Source organism: Microbacterium arborescens, from assembly GCF_049707515.1.
Taxonomy (GTDB): Bacteria; Actinomycetota; Actinomycetes; order Actinomycetales; family Microbacteriaceae; genus Microbacterium; species Microbacterium arborescens_B.
The window spans coordinates 189,306-209,625 of the sequence record NZ_JBNAFI010000003.1 but is presented as its reverse complement, the minus strand read 5'-3'; the positions used below and the strand labels follow the sequence as shown (position 1 = coordinate 209,625).

At 70.9% G+C, this 20,320-nt stretch carries 18 protein-coding genes; 12 read left to right on the top strand and 6 right to left on the bottom strand.

Annotated features, from left to right (window positions below):
• The first annotated feature begins 42 nt into the window (after positions 1 to 42).
• Positions 43 to 297 carry a carbon storage regulator CsrA gene (csrA, locus tag ACPYN5_RS07960; RefSeq protein WP_424448443.1) on the top strand — a complete coding sequence of 85 codons (255 nt, stop codon included), beginning with the start codon at positions 43 to 45 and terminating at the stop codon, positions 295 to 297.
• A gap of 19 nt (positions 298 to 316) precedes the next feature.
• On the opposite strand, the gene ACPYN5_RS07955 is transcribed toward csrA, so the two are convergent.
• A complete protein-coding gene (locus tag ACPYN5_RS07955) occupies positions 317 to 1,399 on the bottom strand; it encodes a metal ABC transporter solute-binding protein, Zn/Mn family (protein WP_424448442.1) in 1,083 nt (360 codons plus the stop codon).
• Between the two features lie 232 nt (positions 1,400 to 1,631).
• On the opposite strand from ACPYN5_RS07955, the gene ACPYN5_RS07950 reads away from it, so the two are divergent.
• Complete coding sequence (locus ACPYN5_RS07950) at positions 1,632 to 2,195, top strand: manganese efflux pump MntP (protein ID WP_424448441.1); 564 nt, start codon at positions 1,632 to 1,634, stop codon at positions 2,193 to 2,195.
• 159 nt (positions 2,196 to 2,354) lie between these two features.
• Here ACPYN5_RS07950 and ACPYN5_RS07945 read toward each other — a convergent pair whose 3' ends face one another.
• The 4 genes from ACPYN5_RS07945 to ACPYN5_RS07930 form a co-directional block, all read right to left on the bottom strand.
• The gene (locus tag ACPYN5_RS07945) at positions 2,355 to 2,606 is read right to left on the bottom strand and encodes a DUF4287 domain-containing protein (protein ID WP_424448440.1); all 252 of its coding nucleotides are present in this window, start codon (positions 2,604 to 2,606) and stop codon (positions 2,355 to 2,357) included.
• A gap of 114 nt (positions 2,607 to 2,720) precedes the next feature.
• Positions 2,721 to 4,067, bottom strand: a complete 1,347-nt coding sequence (locus tag ACPYN5_RS07940) for a dihydrolipoamide acetyltransferase family protein (RefSeq protein WP_424448439.1) — start codon at positions 4,065 to 4,067, stop codon at positions 2,721 to 2,723.
• 111 nt (positions 4,068 to 4,178) lie between these two features.
• Positions 4,179 to 5,159, bottom strand: coding sequence for an alpha-ketoacid dehydrogenase subunit beta (locus ACPYN5_RS07935; protein WP_424448438.1), 981 nt, complete (start codon positions 5,157 to 5,159; stop codon positions 4,179 to 4,181).
• The gene (locus ACPYN5_RS07930) at positions 5,156 to 6,292 is read right to left on the bottom strand and encodes a thiamine pyrophosphate-dependent dehydrogenase E1 component subunit alpha (RefSeq protein ID WP_424448437.1); all 1,137 of its coding nucleotides are present in this window, start codon (positions 6,290 to 6,292) and stop codon (positions 5,156 to 5,158) included. The genes ACPYN5_RS07935 and ACPYN5_RS07930 overlap by 4 nt, the downstream gene beginning before the upstream one ends.
• 295 nt (positions 6,293 to 6,587) lie before the next feature.
• Between ACPYN5_RS07930 and ACPYN5_RS07925 the strand changes: the two genes are divergently transcribed.
• From ACPYN5_RS07925 to ACPYN5_RS07910, 4 genes are all read left to right on the top strand, one after another.
• Complete coding sequence (locus tag ACPYN5_RS07925; protein WP_424448436.1) at positions 6,588 to 7,265, top strand: response regulator transcription factor; 678 nt, start codon at positions 6,588 to 6,590, stop codon at positions 7,263 to 7,265.
• Between the two features lie 2 nt (positions 7,266 to 7,267).
• On the top strand, positions 7,268 to 8,644 hold the full coding sequence (locus tag ACPYN5_RS07920) for a sensor histidine kinase (RefSeq protein WP_424448435.1): 1,377 nt from the start codon (positions 7,268 to 7,270) through the stop codon (positions 8,642 to 8,644).
• Positions 8,645 to 8,797: 153 nt separating this feature from the next.
• Positions 8,798 to 9,634, top strand: a complete 837-nt coding sequence (locus tag ACPYN5_RS07915; protein WP_424448434.1) for a hypothetical protein — start codon at positions 8,798 to 8,800, stop codon at positions 9,632 to 9,634.
• Positions 9,635 to 9,805: 171 nt separating this feature from the next.
• Positions 9,806 to 10,252, top strand: a complete 447-nt coding sequence (locus tag ACPYN5_RS07910) for an SRPBCC family protein (protein WP_424448433.1) — start codon at positions 9,806 to 9,808, stop codon at positions 10,250 to 10,252.
• A gap of 250 nt (positions 10,253 to 10,502) precedes the next feature.
• Here the strand turns inward: ACPYN5_RS07910 and ACPYN5_RS07905 are convergent, their stop codons facing one another.
• Positions 10,503 to 12,098, bottom strand: a complete 1,596-nt coding sequence (locus ACPYN5_RS07905; protein WP_424448432.1) for an alpha-amylase family glycosyl hydrolase — start codon at positions 12,096 to 12,098, stop codon at positions 10,503 to 10,505.
• A gap of 178 nt (positions 12,099 to 12,276) precedes the next feature.
• Between ACPYN5_RS07905 and ACPYN5_RS07900 the strand changes: the two genes are divergently transcribed.
• Genes ACPYN5_RS07900 through ACPYN5_RS07875 form a run of 6 tightly spaced genes read left to right on the top strand, consistent with a single transcriptional unit; the run spans position 12,277 to position 20,253 of the window.
• Complete coding sequence (locus ACPYN5_RS07900; protein WP_424448431.1) at positions 12,277 to 13,287, top strand: LacI family DNA-binding transcriptional regulator; 1,011 nt, start codon at positions 12,277 to 12,279, stop codon at positions 13,285 to 13,287.
• Positions 13,288 to 13,338: 51 nt separating this feature from the next.
• Positions 13,339 to 15,030 (top strand): ABC transporter substrate-binding protein, encoded by a 1,692-nt coding sequence (locus ACPYN5_RS07895; RefSeq protein WP_424448430.1) that lies wholly within the window; start codon positions 13,339 to 13,341, stop codon positions 15,028 to 15,030.
• 3 nt (positions 15,031 to 15,033) lie between these two features.
• A complete protein-coding gene (locus ACPYN5_RS07890; RefSeq protein ID WP_424448429.1) occupies positions 15,034 to 16,020 on the top strand; it encodes an ABC transporter permease in 987 nt (328 codons plus the stop codon).
• A 17-nt stretch (positions 16,021 to 16,037) separates the two neighbouring features.
• Positions 16,038 to 17,066, top strand: a complete 1,029-nt coding sequence (locus ACPYN5_RS07885; protein ID WP_424448428.1) for an ABC transporter permease — start codon at positions 16,038 to 16,040, stop codon at positions 17,064 to 17,066.
• Positions 17,063 to 18,769 carry an ABC transporter ATP-binding protein gene (locus ACPYN5_RS07880; RefSeq protein ID WP_424448427.1) on the top strand — a complete coding sequence of 569 codons (1,707 nt, stop codon included), beginning with the start codon at positions 17,063 to 17,065 and terminating at the stop codon, positions 18,767 to 18,769. Before ACPYN5_RS07885 ends, ACPYN5_RS07880 begins: the two co-directional genes overlap by 4 nt.
• Positions 18,766 to 20,253: a glucoamylase family protein gene (locus ACPYN5_RS07875; protein WP_424448426.1), complete on the top strand. Its 1,488-nt coding sequence runs from the start codon at positions 18,766 to 18,768 to the stop codon at positions 20,251 to 20,253. Before ACPYN5_RS07880 ends, ACPYN5_RS07875 begins: the two co-directional genes overlap by 4 nt.
• Positions 20,254 to 20,320 lie beyond the last annotated feature (67 nt).

Below are 20,320 nucleotides of genomic sequence, written 5' to 3'. Positions count from 1 at the left end.
GCGCGAGGCGCGCGCGGCGCGTCCGGAAAGTAGGGTGATCGAGTGCTGGTGTTGACGCGACGGGTCGGTGAGAAGGTGCTCATCGGCGACGACATCGAACTCACGGTGCTCGAGGTCAAGGGCGACAGCATCCGGCTCGGCATCGAGGCTCCGCGTTCGACCCGCATCCAGCGCGCCGAGATCGTCGCGGCCGTGGAGACCGAGAACGTCTCGGCCGTTCGCTCATCCGCAGACGAACAGCAGGCGCTCCTGAACGCACTCGTCCGCCGCCAGGGCGAGGCCCCGACGGCGGACTGAGGACGTTCTCGACGGCGCGTCAGCCGGCGAGAGCGCTAGAGATCTCGTCGATGTTCTGCTGCATCCACTCGACGTAGTCGCTCCCGTCGGGCATGAGCTCGGAGAACTCCAACACCGGGATGTTCAGCTCGCCGGCGAGGTCGGTGACCTCCGTCGTCTCGGCGCCACCGGTCTGCGCGTTGACGATCACGATGCGCACGTCACCGGAGCGCAGGATCTGCTGCGCCTCGAGCAGGGTCGCGGGCGGCACGTCCTGCCCCTCCTCGACGGCCTCGCTGAAGGCGGCCGGGGTCGCATCCTCGAGGCCGGCGGCGGCGGCGAGATAGACCGGCACGGGCTCGGTGACGAAGATCTTGTCGCCGGCGTGATCGGCCGAGATGCCGTCGAGCGAGGTCTCGAGGCCCTCGATGCGCTCGATGAGGGCCTGCGCGTTGGCCTCGAAGGTGTCGGCCTGCGCGGAGTCGAGCTCGCCGAGCTCATGCGCGATGTCCTCGACGAGGTGCGCGATCGTGTGCGGGTCGTACCAGACGTGCTCGTTGAAGCCCTCGATGTGGTCGTGGCCCTCGTGGTCGTGGTCGTGGTCATCGGCGGCGTGCTCGTCGGCGGCGTGGTCGTCGGCGGCCGGCGCGTCGGTCGCGGCGGGCGTCGCGGACTCGTCGGCGTGGTCGCCGTCGGCGTGGTCGCCGTCGGCGTGCTCGTCGTCGCTGTGCCCCTCGGCGCCGGGGAAGTCGTGCGAGAACTCGACGGCCGTGAGCACCGGAGCGGTGCTGCCGCTGGCCTCGACGAGCCCGTCGAGGAACGAGTCGTACCCGCCGCCGTTCTCGATGATCAGGTCGGCCTCCGACACCGTCAGCTGATCGCGCGCGGACGCCTCGTACGAGTGCGGGTCCTGCGCGAGGGACGTGATGATCGACGTGACCTCGACCGCGTCGCCGCCGACCTCGGCCGCGAGCGAGCCGTAGACGTTCGTCGACGCGACGATGCTGAGCTTGCCGCCGCCCTCCGAGCCGCCCGCGGCGGGCGAGGTGGTGCCGGCGCAGCCGGCGAGGGCGAGGGATGCCGCGGCCACGAGCACGGCCGCGGGGAGGAGTCGACGGGTCATGTTCTCGATTGTAGGTTACTGATAATCGTTCTCCCAAACTGGCGCGGACAGCTCCCGTCGGCGGCGGGAGGTTTCGGCGAGCCGAACGATTCGCTCGGCCGAAATGCTGTCAATCAGGGCTTTCCGTCATTTTCGACGGCCCGCGACTGGCAAGCTCGATGACGGCCGATCTCCGTTCGACGGTGCCGGGACGATCGCCCGCATCCCGTCATCCCCGCTTCGAGGAGGAGCCATGTCGCCCTGGGCGCTCTTCATCCTCGCGGTCGGCGTCTCCGCCGACGCGTTCGCCGTGGCCCTCGGCAAAGGCCTGCAACTGCGCGCCCATGTCGTGCGGGGCGCCCTCCTCATCGCCGGCGCCTTCGGTGTCGCCCAGGCCGTGATGCCGCTGATCGGCTGGCTGCTCGGCAGCACGTTCGCCGAGGCGATCGCTCCGTTCGACCACTGGATCGCCTTCGCCCTCCTCGCCGCGATCGGCGCGAAGATGCTCTGGGAGGCCTTCCGCCCCGACGACGGCGCGGATGCGGCATCCGGTCTGTCGGCGCGCGAGATCGTGCTGCTCGCCCTCGCGACGAGCATCGACGCCCTCGCCGTGGGGCTGTCGTTCGCGTTCCTCGACGTCCCTCTCTGGATCGCGGTCGTCTCGATCGGCGTCGTCACCTTCGCGCTGTCGTTCGCCGCGGTCCTCGTCGGTCACCGCGTCGGCACGCGCTGGCGCAAGCCCGCCGAGATCATCGGCGGCATCGTGCTCATCGGCATCGGCACTCAGATCCTCATCGAGCACCTCGTCGCGGGCTGAGGCCCAGCGCGCTGTTCGCCGGCGCGCGTCGGCTGCGCGAACCTCGGAAGATCGCATGAACCTCGGACGCATGTGCGCGAACGGTCCGAGTTTCGCGACATCATCCGACGGGCGGATGCCGCGGGGAGCGGATGCCGCAGGGAGCGGATGCTGCGGGGGTCAGCCGGCGAGCTTCGCCTTCACGTACGCGACGACGGCGTTCGCGTGGCCGTGGCCCAGGCCGTGCTCGGTCTTGAGCGACTCGACGACCTGCATGTGCGGCGCGCCCTCGGTCAGCTGATCGGCGGCGATGTCGAGCCAATGCTGGATCGGCAGTCCGTAGGTCTTCTCGATGCTCGGGAAGTACGACGCCGGGCCCTTCGGCTTGTTCGCGGGGTCGATGTCCGGAGCAGGAACGCGCGGCGCAGTCATGCGCCCGAGAGTACTCCCGCCCGTTCGTTGCCGAGGACGCACCCGCCCGGCGAGCACGCACCGCCCGTCGTGCGCGTTCGCGACGACGGTATGTCCTCGCGAGAGAGCGACGTGTCAGTCGAGCAGCAGGGCCGGCTCCTCGAGCACGGATGCCACGTCGGCGATGAACCGGCTCATGCCGTCGCCGTCCACGACGCGGTGGTCGAACGAGCCCGACACCGTCGTGACGTAGCGCGGGCGCACCTCGCCGTCGACGACCCACGGCTTCTGCCGGATCGTGCCCATCGCGACGATGCCCGACTCTCCCGGGTTGATGATCGGGGTGCCGGCATCCATCCCGAACACGCCGATGTTGGTGATCGTGATCGTGCCGCCCTGCTGGTCGGCGGGCGCGGTCTTGCCATCGCGGGCGGTGAGCGTCAGCTTCTCGAGCGCTCGGGCGAGGCCCCGCATGTTGAGGTCCTGCGCGTCCTTGATGTTCGGCACGAGCAGCCCGCGCGGAGTCGCCGCCGCGATGCCGAGGTTGACGTAGTTGCGCACCCGGATCTCGGCGCCGTTCTCGGTCTCGACCCACGCGGCGTTGACCATCGGCGTGCGGCGCACGGCCCATACGACGGCACGCGCGACGATCAGCAGCGGCGACACCTTGATGTCGGCGAAGTCGGGCGAGGCCTTCATCCGCTTGACGAGCTCCATCGTGCGGGTCGCGTCGACGTCGGTCCACACCGACACGTGCGGGGCCGTGTGCGCCGAGTCGACCATGTGCTTGGCCGTGACCTTGCGAACGCCCTTGACGGGGATGGTCTCCTCGCGGTCGTCGGCGGCCGCAGAAGCGACGACGGCCGGCGGCACCGGGATCGTCTGCTCGCGGACCTCGGGACGCTCCGGGGTCTGCAGATTCCGGAAGACGGATGCCTGCGACGCGTGGTTGACGACGTCCTCGCGGGTGACCTCGCCCGCGGCGCCTGTCGGCGTGACCGAGGCGAGGTCGACGCCGAGGTCGCGCGCGAGCTTGCGGATCGGCGGCTTCGCGACGGACCCCACTGCGGCACGGACCGGCGGCTCCGCGGGCTTGCGGCGACGCGACTGCACCTGGCCCGCTCCGCCGTACCCGACGAGGACCGATCCGTTCTCATCCGAGGCACCGCCCGCGGCCGCCGGCTTCTCGGCCGGGCTCTCCTCGGTCGCGGCCGGGCCGCTCGCGGCATCCGTACCGCCGGTCGAGTCGGCGATGGTGATGATCGCCGCCCCGACCTCGACGGTCGTCCCCTCGGGGACGAGCAGCTCGCCCACCGTGCCCGAGAACGGCGACGGCAGCTCGACGAGCGACTTGGCGGTCTCGATCTCGACGAGGACGTCGTTGACCGCCACTTCGTCGCCGGCGGCGACGTGCCACTGCACGATCTCGGCCTCGGTGAGGCCTTCGCCGACATCCGGCAGATGGAAGGTCTGGTTGCTCATGTCAACTCACGGTAGTCGTGAGACCCCACTTCCGCGCCGAGACGGTGGGGTGAACCCAGGGTCTCGGCGCGAACATGACGTCTCGCGGGTAGGGGGTGGGGGGTGGGGGGGTCAGTAGGCGAGGGCGCGGTCGACGGCCTCGAGGATGCGGTCGGCGTCGGGCAGGTAGGTGCCCTCGAGCTTCGCGGGAGGGAAGGGCACATCGAACCCGGACACCCGCAGCACGGGCGCCTCGAGCGAGAAGAAGGCCTGCTCGGTCACGGTCGCCGTGATCTCGGAGCCGAGCGACGTGAAGCCGGGCGCCTCCTGACCGTAGACCATGCGCCCGGTGCGGCGCACCGAGTCGACGATCGGGCCGTAGTCGACCGGCGACAGCGATCTCAGGTCGACGACCTCGCACGAGATGCCCTCGCTCTCGGCGAGCGCAGCCGCCTGCAGCAGCACCGACACCATGGCGCCGTGTCCGACCAGGGTGACGTCGGTGCCCCGACGGACGATGCGCGATGCGTGCAGCGGCAGCGCCCGCGCGGCGAGGTCGACCTCGCCCTTGGTCCAATAGCGCGCCTTCGGCTCGAGGAAGATGATCGGGTCGTCCGAGGCGATGGCGTCCTGCATCATCCAGTACGCGTCGTTCGGCGTCGACGGCGAGACGACCCGCAGGCCGGGGGTGTGCGCGAAGTACGCCTCGGGGCTCTCCTGGTGGTGCTCGACGGCGCCGATGTGTCCGCCGTAGGGGATGCGGATGACGACGGGGAAGGGCACCCGACCGTCGTGCCGGTTCGTCAGCTTCGCGAGCTGCGTCGTGATCTGGTCGAAGGCGGGGAAGACGAACCCGTCGAACTGGATCTCGCACACGGGACGGAAGCCCGCCATCGCGAGTCCGATCGCGGTTCCGACGATGCCCGACTCGGCCAGGGGTGTGTCGAGCACGCGGCGGGTGCCGAACTCGGCCTGCAGCCCCTCGGTCACCCGGAAGACACCGCCGAGACGGCCGATGTCCTCGCCCATCATCAGGACGTGGTCGTCTCGCTCCATCGCGGCGCGCATGCCCGCGTTGAGCGCCTTGCTGAACGGCAGCGTCTCGACGCTCATGCGCGTCCCTCCTCGAAGGATGCCTCGTAGTCGGCGAGCCACTTCCGCTGCTGGTCGACGAGCGGATGCTGCTCGCTGTAGACGTGCGCGAACATGCTGTCGGCCTCCGGTGCGATCAGCTGATTCGTGCGGACGCGGACGTCATCGGCGTAGGCCGCGGCCGCGGCATCCACGTCGGCGAAGAAGGATGCGGCGGCGCCGCGACCCTCCAGATAGGTGCGCATCCGGGCGATCGGGTCGCGCTGCGCCCAGAACGCCTCCTCGTCACTCGTGCGGTACTTCGTGGGGTCATCGCTCGTCGTGTGCGCGCCCATCCGGTAGGTCAGCGCCTCGATCGCGCGCGGGCCCTCGCCGGAGCGCGCCTCGTCGAGCGCGAGCTTGGTGACGGCGTAGCTGGCGAGCACGTCGTTGCCGTCGACGCGGATCGACGGCATCCCGTACCCGGCCCCGCGGCGCACGAGGGGAACGCGCGACTGGGTCGAGACGGGCACGGAGATCGCCCAGTGGTTGTTCTGCAGGAAGAAGACCTGCGGGGTGTTGTAGCTCGTCGCGAAGACCATCGCCTCGTGCACGTCGCCCTGGCTCGACGCGCCGTCGCCGTAGTAGACGACGACCGCTTCGTCGCGCTCGGGGTCGCCCGTGCCGGTGCGGCCGTCGAAGACCATGCCCATGCCGTAGCCCGTCGCGTGCAGGGTCTGCGACCCGAGGACGAGCGTGTAGATGTGGGCGTTGCCGTTCTTGGGGTCGGTCGGATCCCACCCGCCATGGGTGAGCCCGCGCATGAGCCGGATGATGTCGATCGGATCGACCCCGCGGATCGTGCACACGACGTGCTCGCGGTACGACGGGAACAGGTGATCCTGCGGGCGGGCGGCGCGAGCCGATCCGACCTGCGCGGCCTCCTGCCCGAAGGACGGCGGCCACAGGGCCAGCTGTCCCTGACGCTGCAGGTTCGTCGCCTGGCGATCGAAGGCGCGCACCGTGACCATGTCGCGGTAGAACGTCTCGAGCTCGGAGTCGGCGAGCGCCTCGATCACCGGCAGATAGCGCTCGGCTTCGGGCGACGGGTCGAGTGAGCCGTCGGCCGCGAGGACGCGGACGAGAGCGGGATCGTGTTCTGCTTCGTCGGTCACCCTCCCACGCTAACGCTCCCGGTATGGCCCGATCTGCATGCGGTCGACAACGGATGCCGCGATTCGCGGTGCGGACGGCACAAGCCCACGGCCCACGGGCCGGTGCTGCGGGCGGGTGCGGGTGCGAAGTGCGGGGTGCGGGGGCGGGGTGCGGCGATGCAAGGGATCGTGGCCGACACCCCGAGCCGGCAGCATCCGAGGCCGGGTGTCCCTTCCGCTTCATTGCATCGCGGCACGGCGCGGCCCGCGCGGCGCTTCAGGCGGGCTTCAGCACAGACGCGCCACACTGAGGAGGATGCGCATACTGGTGGTCGACGACGAGGTGCGCCTCGCCGACGGGATTCGGCGGGGCCTCGAGGCCGAGGGCTTCGCGGTCGACGTCGCGCACAACGGCGTCGACGGACTGTGGCGCGCCCGCGAGACGCGTTACGACGCGATCGTGCTCGACCTCATGATGCCCGGCATGAGCGGGTGGAAGGTCTGCGAGGCTCTGCGGGCCGAGGAGAACTGGACGCCGGTCCTCATGCTCACCGCCAAGGACGGCGAGTGGGATCAGGTCGAGGCGCTCGAGTCGGGCGCCGACGACTACGTCACGAAGCCCTTCTCGTACCCGGTCCTGGTCGCGCGGCTGCGCGCCCTGATCCGCCGCGGCGGCATCGCGCGACCGGTCGTGCTCGAGGCGGGCGACCTGCGACTCGACCCCGGAGCGCGCCGCGTCCGGCGGGGTGAGGTCGAGATCGAGCTGACCTCACGGGAGTTCGCGGTGCTGGAGCACCTGATGCGGCACCGCGGTCACGTGATCTCCAAGCGCGACCTCATCGCGGGGGTATGGGACGACGACTTCGAGGGCGACCCCAACATCGTCGAGGTCTACGTCGGGCACCTCCGGCGGAAGGTCGACCGCCCCTTCGGGCGAGAGGCGATCGAGACGGTTCGCGGTGCCGGCTACCGGCTCGCGGCGGACGGCGGATGACGATGACGATGAAGACCACGACGGCGATGAAGACGACGACCGAGGTCTTGCACCGTCGACCACGCGGCCTGCGGGCACGCATCACGCTGCTCGCCACGGCGACCGTCGCCGTCGTCATGATCGTCGGGTCGGTCGCCTTCCACGCGGTGCTGAGTGCCAGCATCACCGCCGCTGCCGAGCGCACCGTCGAGACCCGCGCCGAGGAGATCGCCGCACGCGTCGAGAGCGAGGGACCGGCGGCCGTCCGCGCGCTCGACGATGAACTCGTGCAGCTGCTGGATGCCGGCGGCGCCGTCATCGCAGCGTCGAACGACGCGGACGACGGGATGCTGCCCGCGGCGGGAGACGCGAGCGGCGCCGCGACGTACGACGGCGATCGCGTGCGCGTCGTGAGCGAAGAGCTCGACGGCGGCCGGCGGCTCGTGCTGGCCGTTCCGATGGACGACGACGCGGAGACGCTCGGCACGGTCGCCGCGCTGCTGGCCGTCTCCACCCTCCTCGTCGTCGCTCTGGTCGCCGCCATCACGTGGTGGGTCGTCGGCCGGGCGCTCCGCCCGGTGGCGCGCATCCGCGCCGAGGTCGACGAGATCACCGCCGACCGGCTCGACCGGCGCGTGGCCGAGCCGCCGTCGGGCGACGAGATCGCGGCGCTGGCCGCCACGATGAACCGGATGCTGGGGCGGCTCGACGATGCGGCGGCGGCTCAGCGCCGCTTCGTCTCCGACGCATCGCACGAGCTGCGGTCGCCGCTGGCCACCATCCGTCAGCACGCCGAGCTCGCGCGGGCGCACCCCGGTGCGACGTCGCTCGACGATCTCGCCGAGGTCGTCGAGGCGGAAGGCATCCGCATGCAGGACCTGGTCGACGGGCTGCTGCTGCTGGCCCGGCTGGACGAGCACGCGCCGAGCCGCCGTCAGGGCGTCGACCTCGACGACCTCGCCCTAGCCGAGGCCTCTCGCCTGCGCGCAGCATCCGCCGGCCGGCCCGAGCACCCGCTCACGATCGACACGTCGGGCATCGGCGCCGCCCGCGCGACCGGCGACGCGCGGCTGCTGGCGCGCCTGGTGCGCAACCTCGCCGACAACGCTGCGCGTCACGCGCACTCGCGGGTCGGCCTGACCACGGAGACCACAGCAGACGGCGGCATCGCCGTGCTGCACGTCGACGACGACGGGGCGGGCATCCCGCCGGAGGAGCGCGAGCGGGTCTTCGAGCGCTTCGTCCGGCTCGACGAGGCTCGGGCCCGGGATGCCGGGGGCAGCGGCCTCGGGCTCGCGATCGTCCGCGGCATCGCCGAGGCCTCGGGCGGCACCGTCACCGTGACCGCGTCGCCCTCCGGCGGAGCCCGGTTCACGGTGACCCTTCCCGCCGGCGACTGACCCTCCGGGGTCGCGGGCGAGGGCCAGGGCCGCGGGCGACGGGATGGGGCCGGGGCCGCGGGCGACGGGACCAGGGTCCCGAGTTCCGCGTCGCTGAAAGCAGCTTCAGGTGGTTTCAGCGCCGCTTCAGCGGTCGGTCGGCACCATCGAGGCATGAACGACAACAACAGCGCCCCCACCGACCGCACCCCCGACGACCAGCCGACCACGCCACTCGCCCCCACCGGGCAGCCGTCCGCGGAGCACGCCCCCGTGGCGCCCACCCCTGCGGCGCCCACCCCTGCGGCATCGACCCCCACCGACCACGCCGCCGCGGCGCACACCTCCACGGAGCACGCCCCCGTGTCGCCCCGCCGCCGCGGCCGACGCACCGCACTGCTCGCCGGAGGTGCCGTCGTCGCCGCGGCGCTCCTCGTCGGGGGCGGAGCCGCCGTCGGCGCTGCCGTGGCCGACGACGATGATGAGGACGACGACCGGGTCGCGAGCCTCTCGTCGAGCGACGACCGCGCGGATGACGCGACCGGAAGCGACCGCGACTCCGCCGCCGGCGCCGGCGCCGGCGCGACGGACGCGTACGGCGCGGCATCCCTCGACGACCTGACGGCGGTCGCGGACGCGGCCCGTGCCGCGGCGGAAGGCGACATCGTCTCGCTCGACGCCGATCGCGACGGCAGGTGGGACGTGCAGCTGATCGCGGCCGACGGCTCCGAGACCGGGGTGCGCGTCGCAGCCGACGGCACCGCGACGGTCCGCGAGACGGAGGCCGCCGACGCCGATGACGCCGCCGCGCAGAACGTCCTCGACGCTGCGACGCTCCGCACCCTGGTCGAGGCCGCGCTGGCGGAGGCCGACGGCCGGATCCTCGACGTCGACGCGGACGACGACCCCCGCTCGCCCTTCGACGTCTCGGTGCTCACCGCCGACCGGGGTGTCGTCGACGTCACCCTCGACGTCGACGGCACGGTGCTGGGGACCGAGATCGACGACTGATTCCCGGCAGGGCCGCGGGCGGTTCGCCAGCCGGGCCGGTGCGTGGCGGCACGGTATGCAAGGGATCAGGGCCGACACCCCGGGCGGGTGGCATCGGAACCGGGGTGTCGTGACGGATGCCTTGCATCCCGGTCCGCCCCCGGCCTCGGGGCGGGGTGGGATGATCGGCGGATGACGTCGTCGTTCGAGATCGAGACGCGTGCGGCGGTTCCCGCTGCGGCGCTCTTCGACGCATCCCTCGACATCGGCGCCCACGTCGCCTCGATGCGCGGCACCGGCGAGCGTGCGATCGGCGGGGTCACGACGGGCCGCATCGGGCTGGGCGAGACGGTCACGTGGCGGGCCTGGCACTTCGGCATCCCATTCCGGATGACCTCGCGCGTCACAGCGCTCGATCGGCCCCATCGCTTCGTCGACGAGCAGGTCACCGGACCGTTCCGCACGTTCCGACACGAGCACCTCTACCTCGAGCGCGACGGCACGACGATCATGACCGACCGCGTGACCCTCGCGTCACCGATGTTCGGACGGCTCGCCGAGCGCGTCGTGCTCGGGCCCTACCTGCGCCGCCTCCTCACGCGTCGAGCACAGCACCTGGTGGCGACGCTGTCGGGCTGATTCCGCACCCGCGTCCGGCGCACCCCGCCAACACCCCGCCCATGCCCCGATGCAAGGGATCACGACCGACACCCCGATGCAAGGGATCACGCCCGACACCCCGGGGCAACGGCATCCGCACCGGGGTGGCGCCGTCAATCCCTTGCACCCGCGCACCGGCAGGCCGGCAGGCCGGCAGGCCCACCCGTGCACCGGTAGGCCGGCAGGCCCACCCGCGCGCCGGCAGGCCCACCCGCGCACGCGGCGTCGTTCAGGCGCTGAGATCAACCACGGCTGCACCGAAGGCGCCGAGCCGCAGGGTCGTCCCCTCGACATGCGCTCCGAACGACAGGAGAAGGATGCCGCGGCCGCCGAGCGCCACTTCGCAGGGCCGGTCGGCGGGATTGAGCGCGACGAGAAGCGACCCTCCGCGACGGTATACGAAGGGATAGCCGGTCGATTCGACCGTCACGTCGGACCGCGCCGACAGCCGGGGATCGACCCGCCGCAGCGCGATCGCCTCGCGCACGAACTGCAAGAGGGATGCCGGGTCTCCCAGCTGGCGTGCCACGGTCGGGGCGTCCGGAGCGGGGTCGGCGGGCAGGTAGCGCGACTCGTACGCCCGTCGTCCGAGCACCTCGACGGCACCCCACGCCATCGGCGTCCGCGAGCCGGCGCGCTCGTAGGTCGGTCCGAGCGACGAGCCCTCGAAGGGACCGATGCCCGGCACATACCGCATCCCGATCTCGTCGCCGTAATAGATCGAGGGCATCGCCGGCCAGGTCAACACGAGCAGGAGCGCAGCGCGGGCCTGCTGGGCGTCGCGGCCGCCGCTGACCAAGCGTGTGAAGTCGTGGTTCGCCGTCGGCAGCCCGACGATCCCCTGGCTGCCTGCGGCCCGGATGGCATCGCGCGCCGCGAACCACGCCTCGACGAAGTCGGCGGCGTCGCCCCGCCCGGCGGCATCCGCCCAGGCATCGCGCTGCGGCCAGTCCGCGTGCACGGTACCCGAGCCGTTCTCGAACAGCGACTTCAGCGGCATCCCGTCGAAGTCGCCCCCGAACTGGAGGAAGAAGTCGACGTCGAATCCGGCCGGAACGGCGCGCGCCGGATCGCCCCATTCCGAGATGAGGATGCGGCCGGGGTGGGTGCGGTCGAGCCTGCGGTGCACGTCGTGCCAGAGCTTCGAGGTCTCGACGTGTCCGGGATCGTCCTTGACGAGCGATGCGGCCATGTCGACGCGGAAGCCGGCGACGCCGCGGTCGTACCACCGCCGGATGATGTCGACGAGGGCATCCCGGTTGCGCTTCGGGCCGGGCGCGTCGACGGCCTGGCGCCAGGGCTCGTCGGGGCGAGGACGCGCGTAACCGAAGTTCAGCGCAGGCTGGAAGTCGAAGAAGTTCGGCTTGTAGTACCCGCGGCCTCCCCGCGGTACCGGCACGAACCCCTCCGCCTCGTCGGGGCTGAAGACGTAACGGTCGCCCGCCGGATCGCCCGCGGCGTCGGTCTCGAGCGCCTCGGCGAACCAGGCGTGCTCATCGGAGGTGTGGCCCGCCACGAGGTCGAGCACGATGCCGATGCCCCGCCGCTCAGCCTCTGCAAGCAGCCGATCCATCGCGGCGTCTCCGCCGTACCGTTCTGCCACGCGGTCGAAGTCCGCGACGTCGTACCCGGCGTCACGGAAGGGCGAGGCGAACACGGGATTGAGCCACACCGCGTCGACGCCGAGCCACGCGAGATACTCCAGCCGCGCCGCCACGCCGTCGAGGTCTCCGATGCCGTCGCCGTCGGCATCGGCGAAGCTCTGCGGATAAGCCTGATAGAGCACGATGCGGTCGAGTCGATCGGCCAGGGATACGACGGTCATGGTGCGGCTCCTTCGCGGCATCGTCGGCATGAGGGGTTGATGTAACCGGTTACACGGGGCTACAGTACCCCATGTATCCGGTTACATCGCCGGATCGCCAAGCATCGCCACAGCAGCCGACACGACGCCCGACGCGGCAGCCGACACGGCATCCGACACGAAGAAGTGAGGTGACCCGGTGGTATCCGAGCCCCCCGCCGCGCGCCCGACCATCCGCGACATCGCTCGCGAGGCCGGGGTCTCCGTCGCGACCGTGTCACGGGTCACCCACGACGACCCGCGCGTGGTCGCCGACACGAAGCGACGCGTCCAGGACGCGATCGACCGGCTCGGCTACCGTCCGTCTGCTCTCGGCCGGGCCCTGTCGTATCAACGCACGAACACCCTGGGCATCGTGCTCCCCGGCCTCGGCGGTCCGTACTTCGCGCAGCTCATCGAGGGCGCCGAGTCGGTGGCGGTCGAGCGCGGCGTCGTCATCAACGTCGTCGGAACCCATCTGCGCCCCGACGCCGTGGCCGCCGTGCGTCAACTGGCCGAACGCACGGACGGCCTCATCATCGCGGGAGGCACGCTTCCCCCCGGCGAGGTCGCGGCGCTCGCGCGCTCCGGCCGGGTGATCGTCGTCGCGGGTGAGGCCGACGAAGCCGCGACGATCGTCACAGACGGACGCAGCGCCGCCGCCGAGCTGACCGGACATCTCGCCGACGTCCACGGCTATCGCCGCATGCGGTTCGTCGGCGAGCCCTCGGGTTCCCCCGACACCGCCTGGCGTTACCAGGGCTTCCGCGACGCGCTCGCCGAGCGTGGGCTCACCGAGGCCGGTGAGCCCCTTCGCCTTGGCCTCGACGTTCGCAGCGGCGCCGTCGCCGCTCGCCTGCTGCACGACGCCGCGGACTTGCCCGAGGCGCTCGTCTGCGCCAACGACGAGCTCGCGATCGGCATGCTCGCGACGTTACCGGGCCTCGGCCATCGCATCCCGGCCGACGTCGCGGTCACGGGCTTCGACGACCAGGCTCTCGCCGACCTCGCCTCGCCGCGCCTGACGACCGTGCACCAGCCGGTCGCCGAGCTCGGCGCGCGCGCGGCGGCCGGTGCCCTCGGCGACGACATCCGCTCGCACACCGTCGTCCCGATCCACCTCGTGATCCGGGAGTCGTGCGGCTGCGCCCCGGAGGCGATCGCCGAGTGAGAGAACGGCCGGTCGACGACGACCGGCCCCCAGAGGAACGAGGAGGTTCCGATGAGAAGACACAGGAGACTGACGACGGGCGCTCTCGCCCTCACGGCAGTGCTCGCGACGTCCGCGTGCGCGAATGTGGGCCTCGAGCCTGCGCCCGAGGCGCCCCCCGGGTTCATCGACGAGCTGCGGATGCCGTCCGAGGCCGGCGGCTCGGTGCAGGGGCTGCTGAACTACAACTGGCTCTCGCCCAACGCGACGGTGCAGACCTGGCTGTTCGAACCGCTCATGATCCGCGACCGGTTCACGTGCGAGGCCGTGCCGTGGCTCGCCACCGACTACGAGTGGGAGCGACCCGACCGCCTCGTGCTCACCCTGCGCGAGGGCGTTCAGTGGAGCGACGGCGAACCCTTCACAGCCGACGACGTCGTGTACACCTTCATGGCGGGCAAAGAGTTCCCCGCCGCCGACAAATCGGGACTGTGGGGCGACTTCTTCGGTGCCCCCGCCGAGAGCGTCACGGCCGCCGACGACCACACGGTGGTGTTCGAGTTCGCGGGCGCCGCGGTGCCCAAGACCGACGCCATCCTCCAGAACACCAAGATGCTGCCCGAGCACATCTACGCGGCGCACGGCGACCCCACCCTCTTCGTCGACGAGCAGGGAGTCGGCACCGGACCGTTCACCCCCGAGTCGTACAACGGTCGCCGCCTCGTGCTCGAACGCAACGAGAACTATTGGAACGCCGACCAGGTACGCGTCCAGCGCCTGTCGCTCGAAGGCCAATACGACGCGAACTCCGGGGCGCTGAAGCTCCGCAGCGGCGCGCTCGATCTCTACCGAGGCGACATCCCGAACCCCAACCGCTCGGTCGTGGCCCCCGATCCCGAGAACGCGCACTTCTTCTACCCGCCCGACGCCATCACCGCGCTCGTGCTCAACAACGAGCGCCCCGTGCTGAGCGACCCGAAGTTCCGCGAGGCCTTCGCCTACGCGCTCGACCGCGACGCTCTCAGCCAGCGCGCGAGCTTCGGGATCATGGAGCCCGCGAGCCAGACGATGCTGCTCCTGCCGTTCCAGGAGCAGGCGGTTCCCGAGCAGTGGCGCGGCAAGGAGTTCATCCCCTACGACCCCGACCGCGCGAACGAGATGCTCGATGCCGCCGGCTACGAGCGCGGCCCCGACGGCCGACGCGTCGATCAGAGCGGCGAACCGCTGTCGTTCGTCTTCAGCGTGCAGGCCGGATGGATGGACGTCATCGCGATGGCGGATGTCGTCGCGCGCAACGCCGCCGAGGTGGGTGTCTCGGTGCGCATGGTCACGACCGATCCCAACGCGATCGAGGGGATGCAGAAAGCCGGCGACTTCGACATGACGATCGACTTCATCAGCGGCGGCTGCCAGCGCGCCCGCGACCTCGGAGCGAAGCTGCAGGCCTCGCAGATCTCGACCGAGCAGGAACTGCTGCTCAACCGGGCTCGCTACGTCAACCCGGAGATCGATGCCCTCATCGCCGAGTGGACCAACACCACCGACGAGAGCCGCACCGCCGAGATCGAGGGGCGGATCATCGACATCTTCATGACCGAGTTCCCCTACATCGCGCTCCAGTACGCCCCGAACCGGCTGATCTACCGCACGAACAACGCCGTCGGCTGGCCGAGCGAAGACAACCCCTACCCGGTCGATCAGCTGATCAGGGTGCTGCCGAATCTCCGCCCGCCGGGCGACGCGGATGCCGGCGGGGAGGGCTGAGCCGTGGCCTACTACGCTCGCAAGACCTGCTACTTCCTGCTGACCCTCTGGGCAGCGGTCACGCTGAACTTCATCATCCCGCGGCTGCAGCCCGGCGATCCGGCCGAGATCATGGTCCGCCAGCTCAACGGGCAGGGAGAGATCGACCCGGCACAGGTCGCGGCCGTCAGGGCGATGCTCGGCTATTCCAACGACAACGTGTTCATCGCGTACGTCGACTACCTGCGCCAACTCGCCTCGTTCGACCTGGGCACGTCGTTCACCTATTTCCCGTACCCCGTCGCTCAGGTCATCGGCCAGGCGCTGCCATGGACCCTCGTGCTGGTCGGCATCACGCAGATCCTGTCCTTCGTCCTCGGCACGCTCTTCGGGGCGATCGCGGCGTGGCGACGCAACAGCCGCTTCGACGCGACGATCTCGGTAGGCTCGACCTTCGTCGGCAATCTGCAGTCGGTGTGGATCGGCCTCATCATCCTGTTCGTCTTCGCCTACACGCTCGGCTGGTTCCCCGCATCCGGCGGCTACGGGTACACGACGCCGGGACTCACCCCCATCCACATCGCCGACGTCATCTCGCACGGGTTCCTGCCGGCGCTGACGCTGATGGTCACGGCGCCCATCGGGTTCATCCTGTCGATGCGCAACACGATGGTGCAGGTGCTCGGCGAGGACTACATCCGCCTCGCCGCAGCCGCCGGGCTGAAGGAGCGCACGGTCGCCCTCGGCTACGCGGCCCGCAACGCGCTCCTCCCGGTCATCACCGGATTCGCCCTGTCGCTGGGCGTGCTGATGGGCGGCTCGATCCTCATCGAGACGGTGTTCGACTATCCGGGGATGGGACGGCTCATGGGCGAGGCCACCTCGAACCGCGACTTCCCCCTCATGCAGGCGATCCTCCTGGCGACGATCGTCATCGTGCTGACGGCGAACTTCATCGTCGACCTGCTCTACCCCCTCATCGATCCCCGGGCCCGCCGGGCCAAGGCATGAAAGGCAGGTGACCGACGATGTCCGATGAGACCCCTCTCCCCCAGCCGGCCTCGATGCCGCAACCAGCGCGCACCGATGCCGCCCGCACCGATGCCGTCCGCACCGAGCCCACCCGCACCGAGCCCACGCGCACCTTCCGGCGACGCGTGACCGCCGACGATGCGTCGACGAAGGAGATCGTGGCGGTCGTCCGCCCGGCCCGGTGGTACGCCGTCATCTGGTCGAGCAGGAAGGCGCGCGTGGGCATCGTGATGCTCGCGGTGTTCCTGCTCGTCGCGGTCTTCGCCGACTTCCTTTCGCCGTACCGGCCGAACGACGCGACCTTCGCCCCTTCCGAGGACCCGAGCTGGGCTCACTGGATGGGTACGAACACCCTCGGATACGACATCTGGACGCAGCTCGTTCACGGCACCCGCCTCTCGTTCGCGATCGGCGTCCTCGGCGGACTCGCCACGATCGTCATCGCGATCGTCGTCGGCCTGCTCGCCGGATACCGCGAAGGCGGGCTGCTCGATGACATCCTGTCGTTCCTGACGAACCTGGCGCTCGTGATCCCGGTCCTGCCGCTCATGATGGTGATCGTCGCGTACAGCGAGACGCGCGGGCTCGGACTGCTCGTCTTCGTCATCGCGATCACCAGCTGGGCCGGCGCGTCCCGCGAGATGCGATCCCTCATCATCTCGATGCGCAATCGCGACTACGTCACCGCGGCGCGATTCGGCGGGGACGGGATGCTGCGGATCGTCTTCCGCGAGATCATGCCGAACATGTCGTCCCTCATCGTGTCGGGATTCATCGGCGCGGCGACGGCGGCCATCGCGGCCGAGGCCGGCCTGTCGTTCATGGGCTTCGGTGACCCGAACACCGTCAGCTGGGGACAGATGCTCGCCCAGGCCAACGCCAATGGCGCGCTCGTGCAGGGCCTCTGGGTCTGGTTGGTCGCTCCCGGCGTCATGCTCGCGCTGCTCATGACGTCGCTGACGTTCGTGAACTTCGGCGTCGACATGTTGAGCAACCCGCACCTTCGCGAAGAGGAGAAGTCATGAGCCAGGCATCCGCTGCAGGCACGGCGTCCGTGCTGGAGGTTTCCGACCTGTCCGTGCAGTACCGGCCGAAGCTCGGCGCCACGCTCGACGCGGTCAAACACGTCTCGTTGCGTGTCGCCCCCGGCGAGTTCGTGGGCCTGGCGGGCGAGTCGGGCTCGGGCAAGACCACCTTCGCACAGGCGGTGCTGCGGCTGCTCCGCAGTCCCGGGCACATCACCGGCGGCTCGATCCGGTGGGGCGACCGCGACGTCACGGCGCTCGACGACGACGAGCTGCGCCCGCTGCGCTGGTCGTACGTCTCGACGGTGTTCCAGTCGAGCATGAACTCGCTCAACCCGGTCGTCCGCGTCCGCCGGATGTTCGAGGACATCCTCGCCGAGCACACCGGAGCGAGCACGGCCGCGGCGCGCGAACGGGCGGAGGAGCTGTTCGACCTCGTCAGTGTCGACGCGCGATTCCTCGACATGTTCCCGCACGAGCTGTCGGGCGGCATGAAGCAGCGCGTGAACCTGGCCCTCGCCCTCGCGCTGAAGCCGAAGCTCGTGCTGTTCGACGAGCCCACCACGGGGCTCGATGTCGTCGTGCAGAAGTCGATCCTCGACAAGATCCGCGAGCTGCAGGAGCGCGAGCGGTTCGGCGCCATCCTCATCACTCACGACATGGGCACCCTCCTCGACTTCGCCGACCGCGTCGCGGTCATGTACGAGGGCGAGATCGTCGAGGACATGAGCGCGCAGGATGCCGTGACCACGGGCCCGCGGCATCCGTACTCGATCCACCTGGTCGGGTCGTACGCCGAACTGCTCGGCGAGGACGTCGCCGGTTACACCGGAGCCGAGCTCGAGGCTCCCGTCGAGGTGTCGCAGGAGGCGCCGGTCGAGCACGCCCCGGTCATCGACGTCGAGAGCCTGCACCGCCGGTTCTCCAAGCGGCAGGGGCTGCGGACCGAGCACGTGGATGCCGTGAAGGACGTCTCGTTCACGCTGCGCGAGGGTGAGGTCACCGCGCTGGTCGGCCAGTCGGGCTCGGGCAAGTCGACGATCGCCCGCATCCTGACCCGCATCGACGATCCGACCTCGGGCTCGGTGCGCTACTACGGCAAGGCCGACGGCGAGCCGCACGACGTCACCTCGCTGCGGGGCCGTCTCGCCCGCGAGTACCGCCGCAACGTGCAGTACGTGTTCCAGGATCCGTACGCCGCCCTCAACCCGACGCTCACCGTCGGGTACTCGCTCTCGAGACCGCTGGCGAACTTCCTGCACGTCGGGCGCCGCGAAGCCGTCGAGCGGTCGGCGAGCCTGCTCGAACAAGTCGGTCTGACACCGGCGGGGCGTTACCTCGGGCGCCTCCCGCACGAGCTCTCGGGCGGTCAGCGTCAGCGCGTCGTCATCGCCCGCGCCCTTGCCGCGGAGCCGAGGCTCGTCGTCGCGGACGAGCCGATCGCGAGCCTCGATGTCTCGATCCGCGCCGAGATCCTCGAGGTGCTGCAGTCGCTCGTCGCCGACCACGGCGTCGGGATGCTCTACATCACCCACGACCTGCTCTCGGCGAAGAGCCTCGCCAACCACGCGCTCGTGCTGCGCGGCGGCGAGCTGATCGAGTCGGGTCCCGCCGACCAGGTCATCGACAACCCGCAGGCCGCGTACACGCGGCAGCTGCTGGACGCCATTCCCAATCCCTTCGAGAAGAGGACCGCCGCGTGACCGACCCTGTGCTGCCCGAGCCCGACGCTGCGCTACCCGACGGTGGGCTGCCCGACGCTGCGCTGCCCGACGCTGACGCCGCGCTACCCGACGGTGGGCTGCCCGACACCCCGCTGCCCGGCGCTGACGCTGGGCTGCCCGACGCCGACGCTGCGCTGCGCGACGCTGACGCTGTGCCGCCCGACGCTGCGCTGCCCGACACTGGGCTGCCCGACGCTGCGCTGCCCGACGACATCCGGGAGCTGACCGAGTTCGAGGTCGACGCGTCGATCCGGTGGCTGTGGGCACACGCGACCGGCGACCTCGACAGTCCCGGGTGCGGGCTCGTGCTCGACCGCGACGACCTGCCGGGGGTCGCGACGGTCGCGGCCACCGGCTTCGCCCTCGCGGCGTGGTGCGTCGGCGTCGAGCGGGGCATCCTCGACCGCGGCGAGGTGCGCGACCGGGTCGTCGCGACGCTCCGCACCCTCGAGGAGTCGGTGCCGCAGCGCGGCGGGTTCCTCGCGCACTTCGTCGACGCCGAGACCGGCGAGCGCCAGGGCCGCTCGGAGTACTCCACGATCGATACGACGCTCGCCCTGTGCGGCGCCGCCGTGGCGGCATCCTTCTTCGCCCACGACGGCGACACCGGACGTGAGATCGGCGCGCGCACCGAGCGCCTGCTGCGGCGCATCGACTGGCCGTGGATCATCGACGACTCAGGTGACCGGACGATCGTGCGGATGGCCTGGGTCGCCGGCCGCGAGGACGATTACGCCGACGGCGCAGACGACGCCGGGTTCGTGAGCGCCTGGTCGATGACGGCCGAGCAGTTGCCCATGTACCTGCTGGCCGCGGGTCACGAGTCGGTGTCGCCCGATCTCGCGCGCGCGCTGTGGCGGGGATTCGACAAGCCCGTGGGGTCGTACGGCGGACACGAGTGCGTGCACGAGCCGGCCGGGACCCTGTTCACGTACCACTTTCCCCTCGCGTTCTATCCGTTCCAACGGGTCCGCGACCTCGACGGACGCGACTGGTGGGCGAACGCGCGCGAGGCCTCGCTGGCCTCTCGGGCCTGGTGCGCCGACCAGGCGGGACGGTGGAAGACCTTCGCGGCCGGTCTCTGGGGTCCGGCGGCCGGCCTGGGACCGGGTGGATACGTCGTCAACGGCGCGCGACCGGCGCTGCGCGAGCCCCACGCCGACGGGACCGTGCCTCCGGTGTCGCTCTTCGGCGCGCTGCCGCTGGCCCCCGGCGCGGTGGCGCCCGCGCTCCGCGTGCTGCGCGATGAGCATCCCGGCGCATGGAACGAGTGGGGCGCGACCGACGGAGTCAACCTCGAGGGCGACGACCCCTGGTATGCCGAGCCGCGCTACGGGCTCAACAAGGGCGCGACGGCGCTGCTCGGAGCCGCCGCCCTCGGCTCGACCCTCGTGTGGGATGCGTTCTCGCGGCACCCCTGGATCTCCCGAGGCGCCGACAAGCTCGGCTTCACGCCCGCCTGAGCAGGTGCGCGCGGGTCCGGCGCTCATGCCGCGATGCAAGGGATCGTGACCGACACCCCGGGGCAAC

Excerpts from the sequence above, each read along its gene's own strand:
- ACPYN5_RS07895 (WP_424448430.1), top strand. The coding sequence starts at position 13,339 with ATGAGAAGACACAGGAGACTGACGACGGGCGCTCTCGCCCTCACGGCA.
- ACPYN5_RS07905 (WP_424448432.1), bottom strand. The coding sequence starts at position 12,098 with ATGACCGTCGTATCCCTGGCCGATCGACTCGACCGCATCGTGCTCTAT.
- ACPYN5_RS07915 (WP_424448434.1), top strand. The coding sequence starts at position 8,798 with ATGAACGACAACAACAGCGCCCCCACCGACCGCACCCCCGACGACCAG.
- ACPYN5_RS07935 (WP_424448438.1), bottom strand. The coding sequence starts at position 5,159 with ATGAGCGTCGAGACGCTGCCGTTCAGCAAGGCGCTCAACGCGGGCATG.
- ACPYN5_RS07910 (WP_424448433.1), top strand. The coding sequence starts at position 9,806 with ATGACGTCGTCGTTCGAGATCGAGACGCGTGCGGCGGTTCCCGCTGCG.
- ACPYN5_RS07880 (WP_424448427.1), top strand. The coding sequence starts at position 17,063 with ATGAGCCAGGCATCCGCTGCAGGCACGGCGTCCGTGCTGGAGGTTTCC.
- ACPYN5_RS07950 (WP_424448441.1), top strand. The coding sequence starts at position 1,632 with ATGTCGCCCTGGGCGCTCTTCATCCTCGCGGTCGGCGTCTCCGCCGAC.
- ACPYN5_RS07955 (WP_424448442.1), bottom strand. The coding sequence starts at position 1,399 with ATGACCCGTCGACTCCTCCCCGCGGCCGTGCTCGTGGCCGCGGCATCC.
- ACPYN5_RS07920 (WP_424448435.1), top strand. The coding sequence starts at position 7,268 with ATGACGATGAAGACCACGACGGCGATGAAGACGACGACCGAGGTCTTG.
- ACPYN5_RS07940 (WP_424448439.1), bottom strand. The coding sequence starts at position 4,067 with ATGAGCAACCAGACCTTCCATCTGCCGGATGTCGGCGAAGGCCTCACC.
- ACPYN5_RS07945 (WP_424448440.1), bottom strand. The coding sequence starts at position 2,606 with ATGACTGCGCCGCGCGTTCCTGCTCCGGACATCGACCCCGCGAACAAG.
- ACPYN5_RS07925 (WP_424448436.1), top strand. The coding sequence starts at position 6,588 with ATGCGCATACTGGTGGTCGACGACGAGGTGCGCCTCGCCGACGGGATT.
- ACPYN5_RS07885 (WP_424448428.1), top strand. The coding sequence starts at position 16,038 with ATGTCCGATGAGACCCCTCTCCCCCAGCCGGCCTCGATGCCGCAACCA.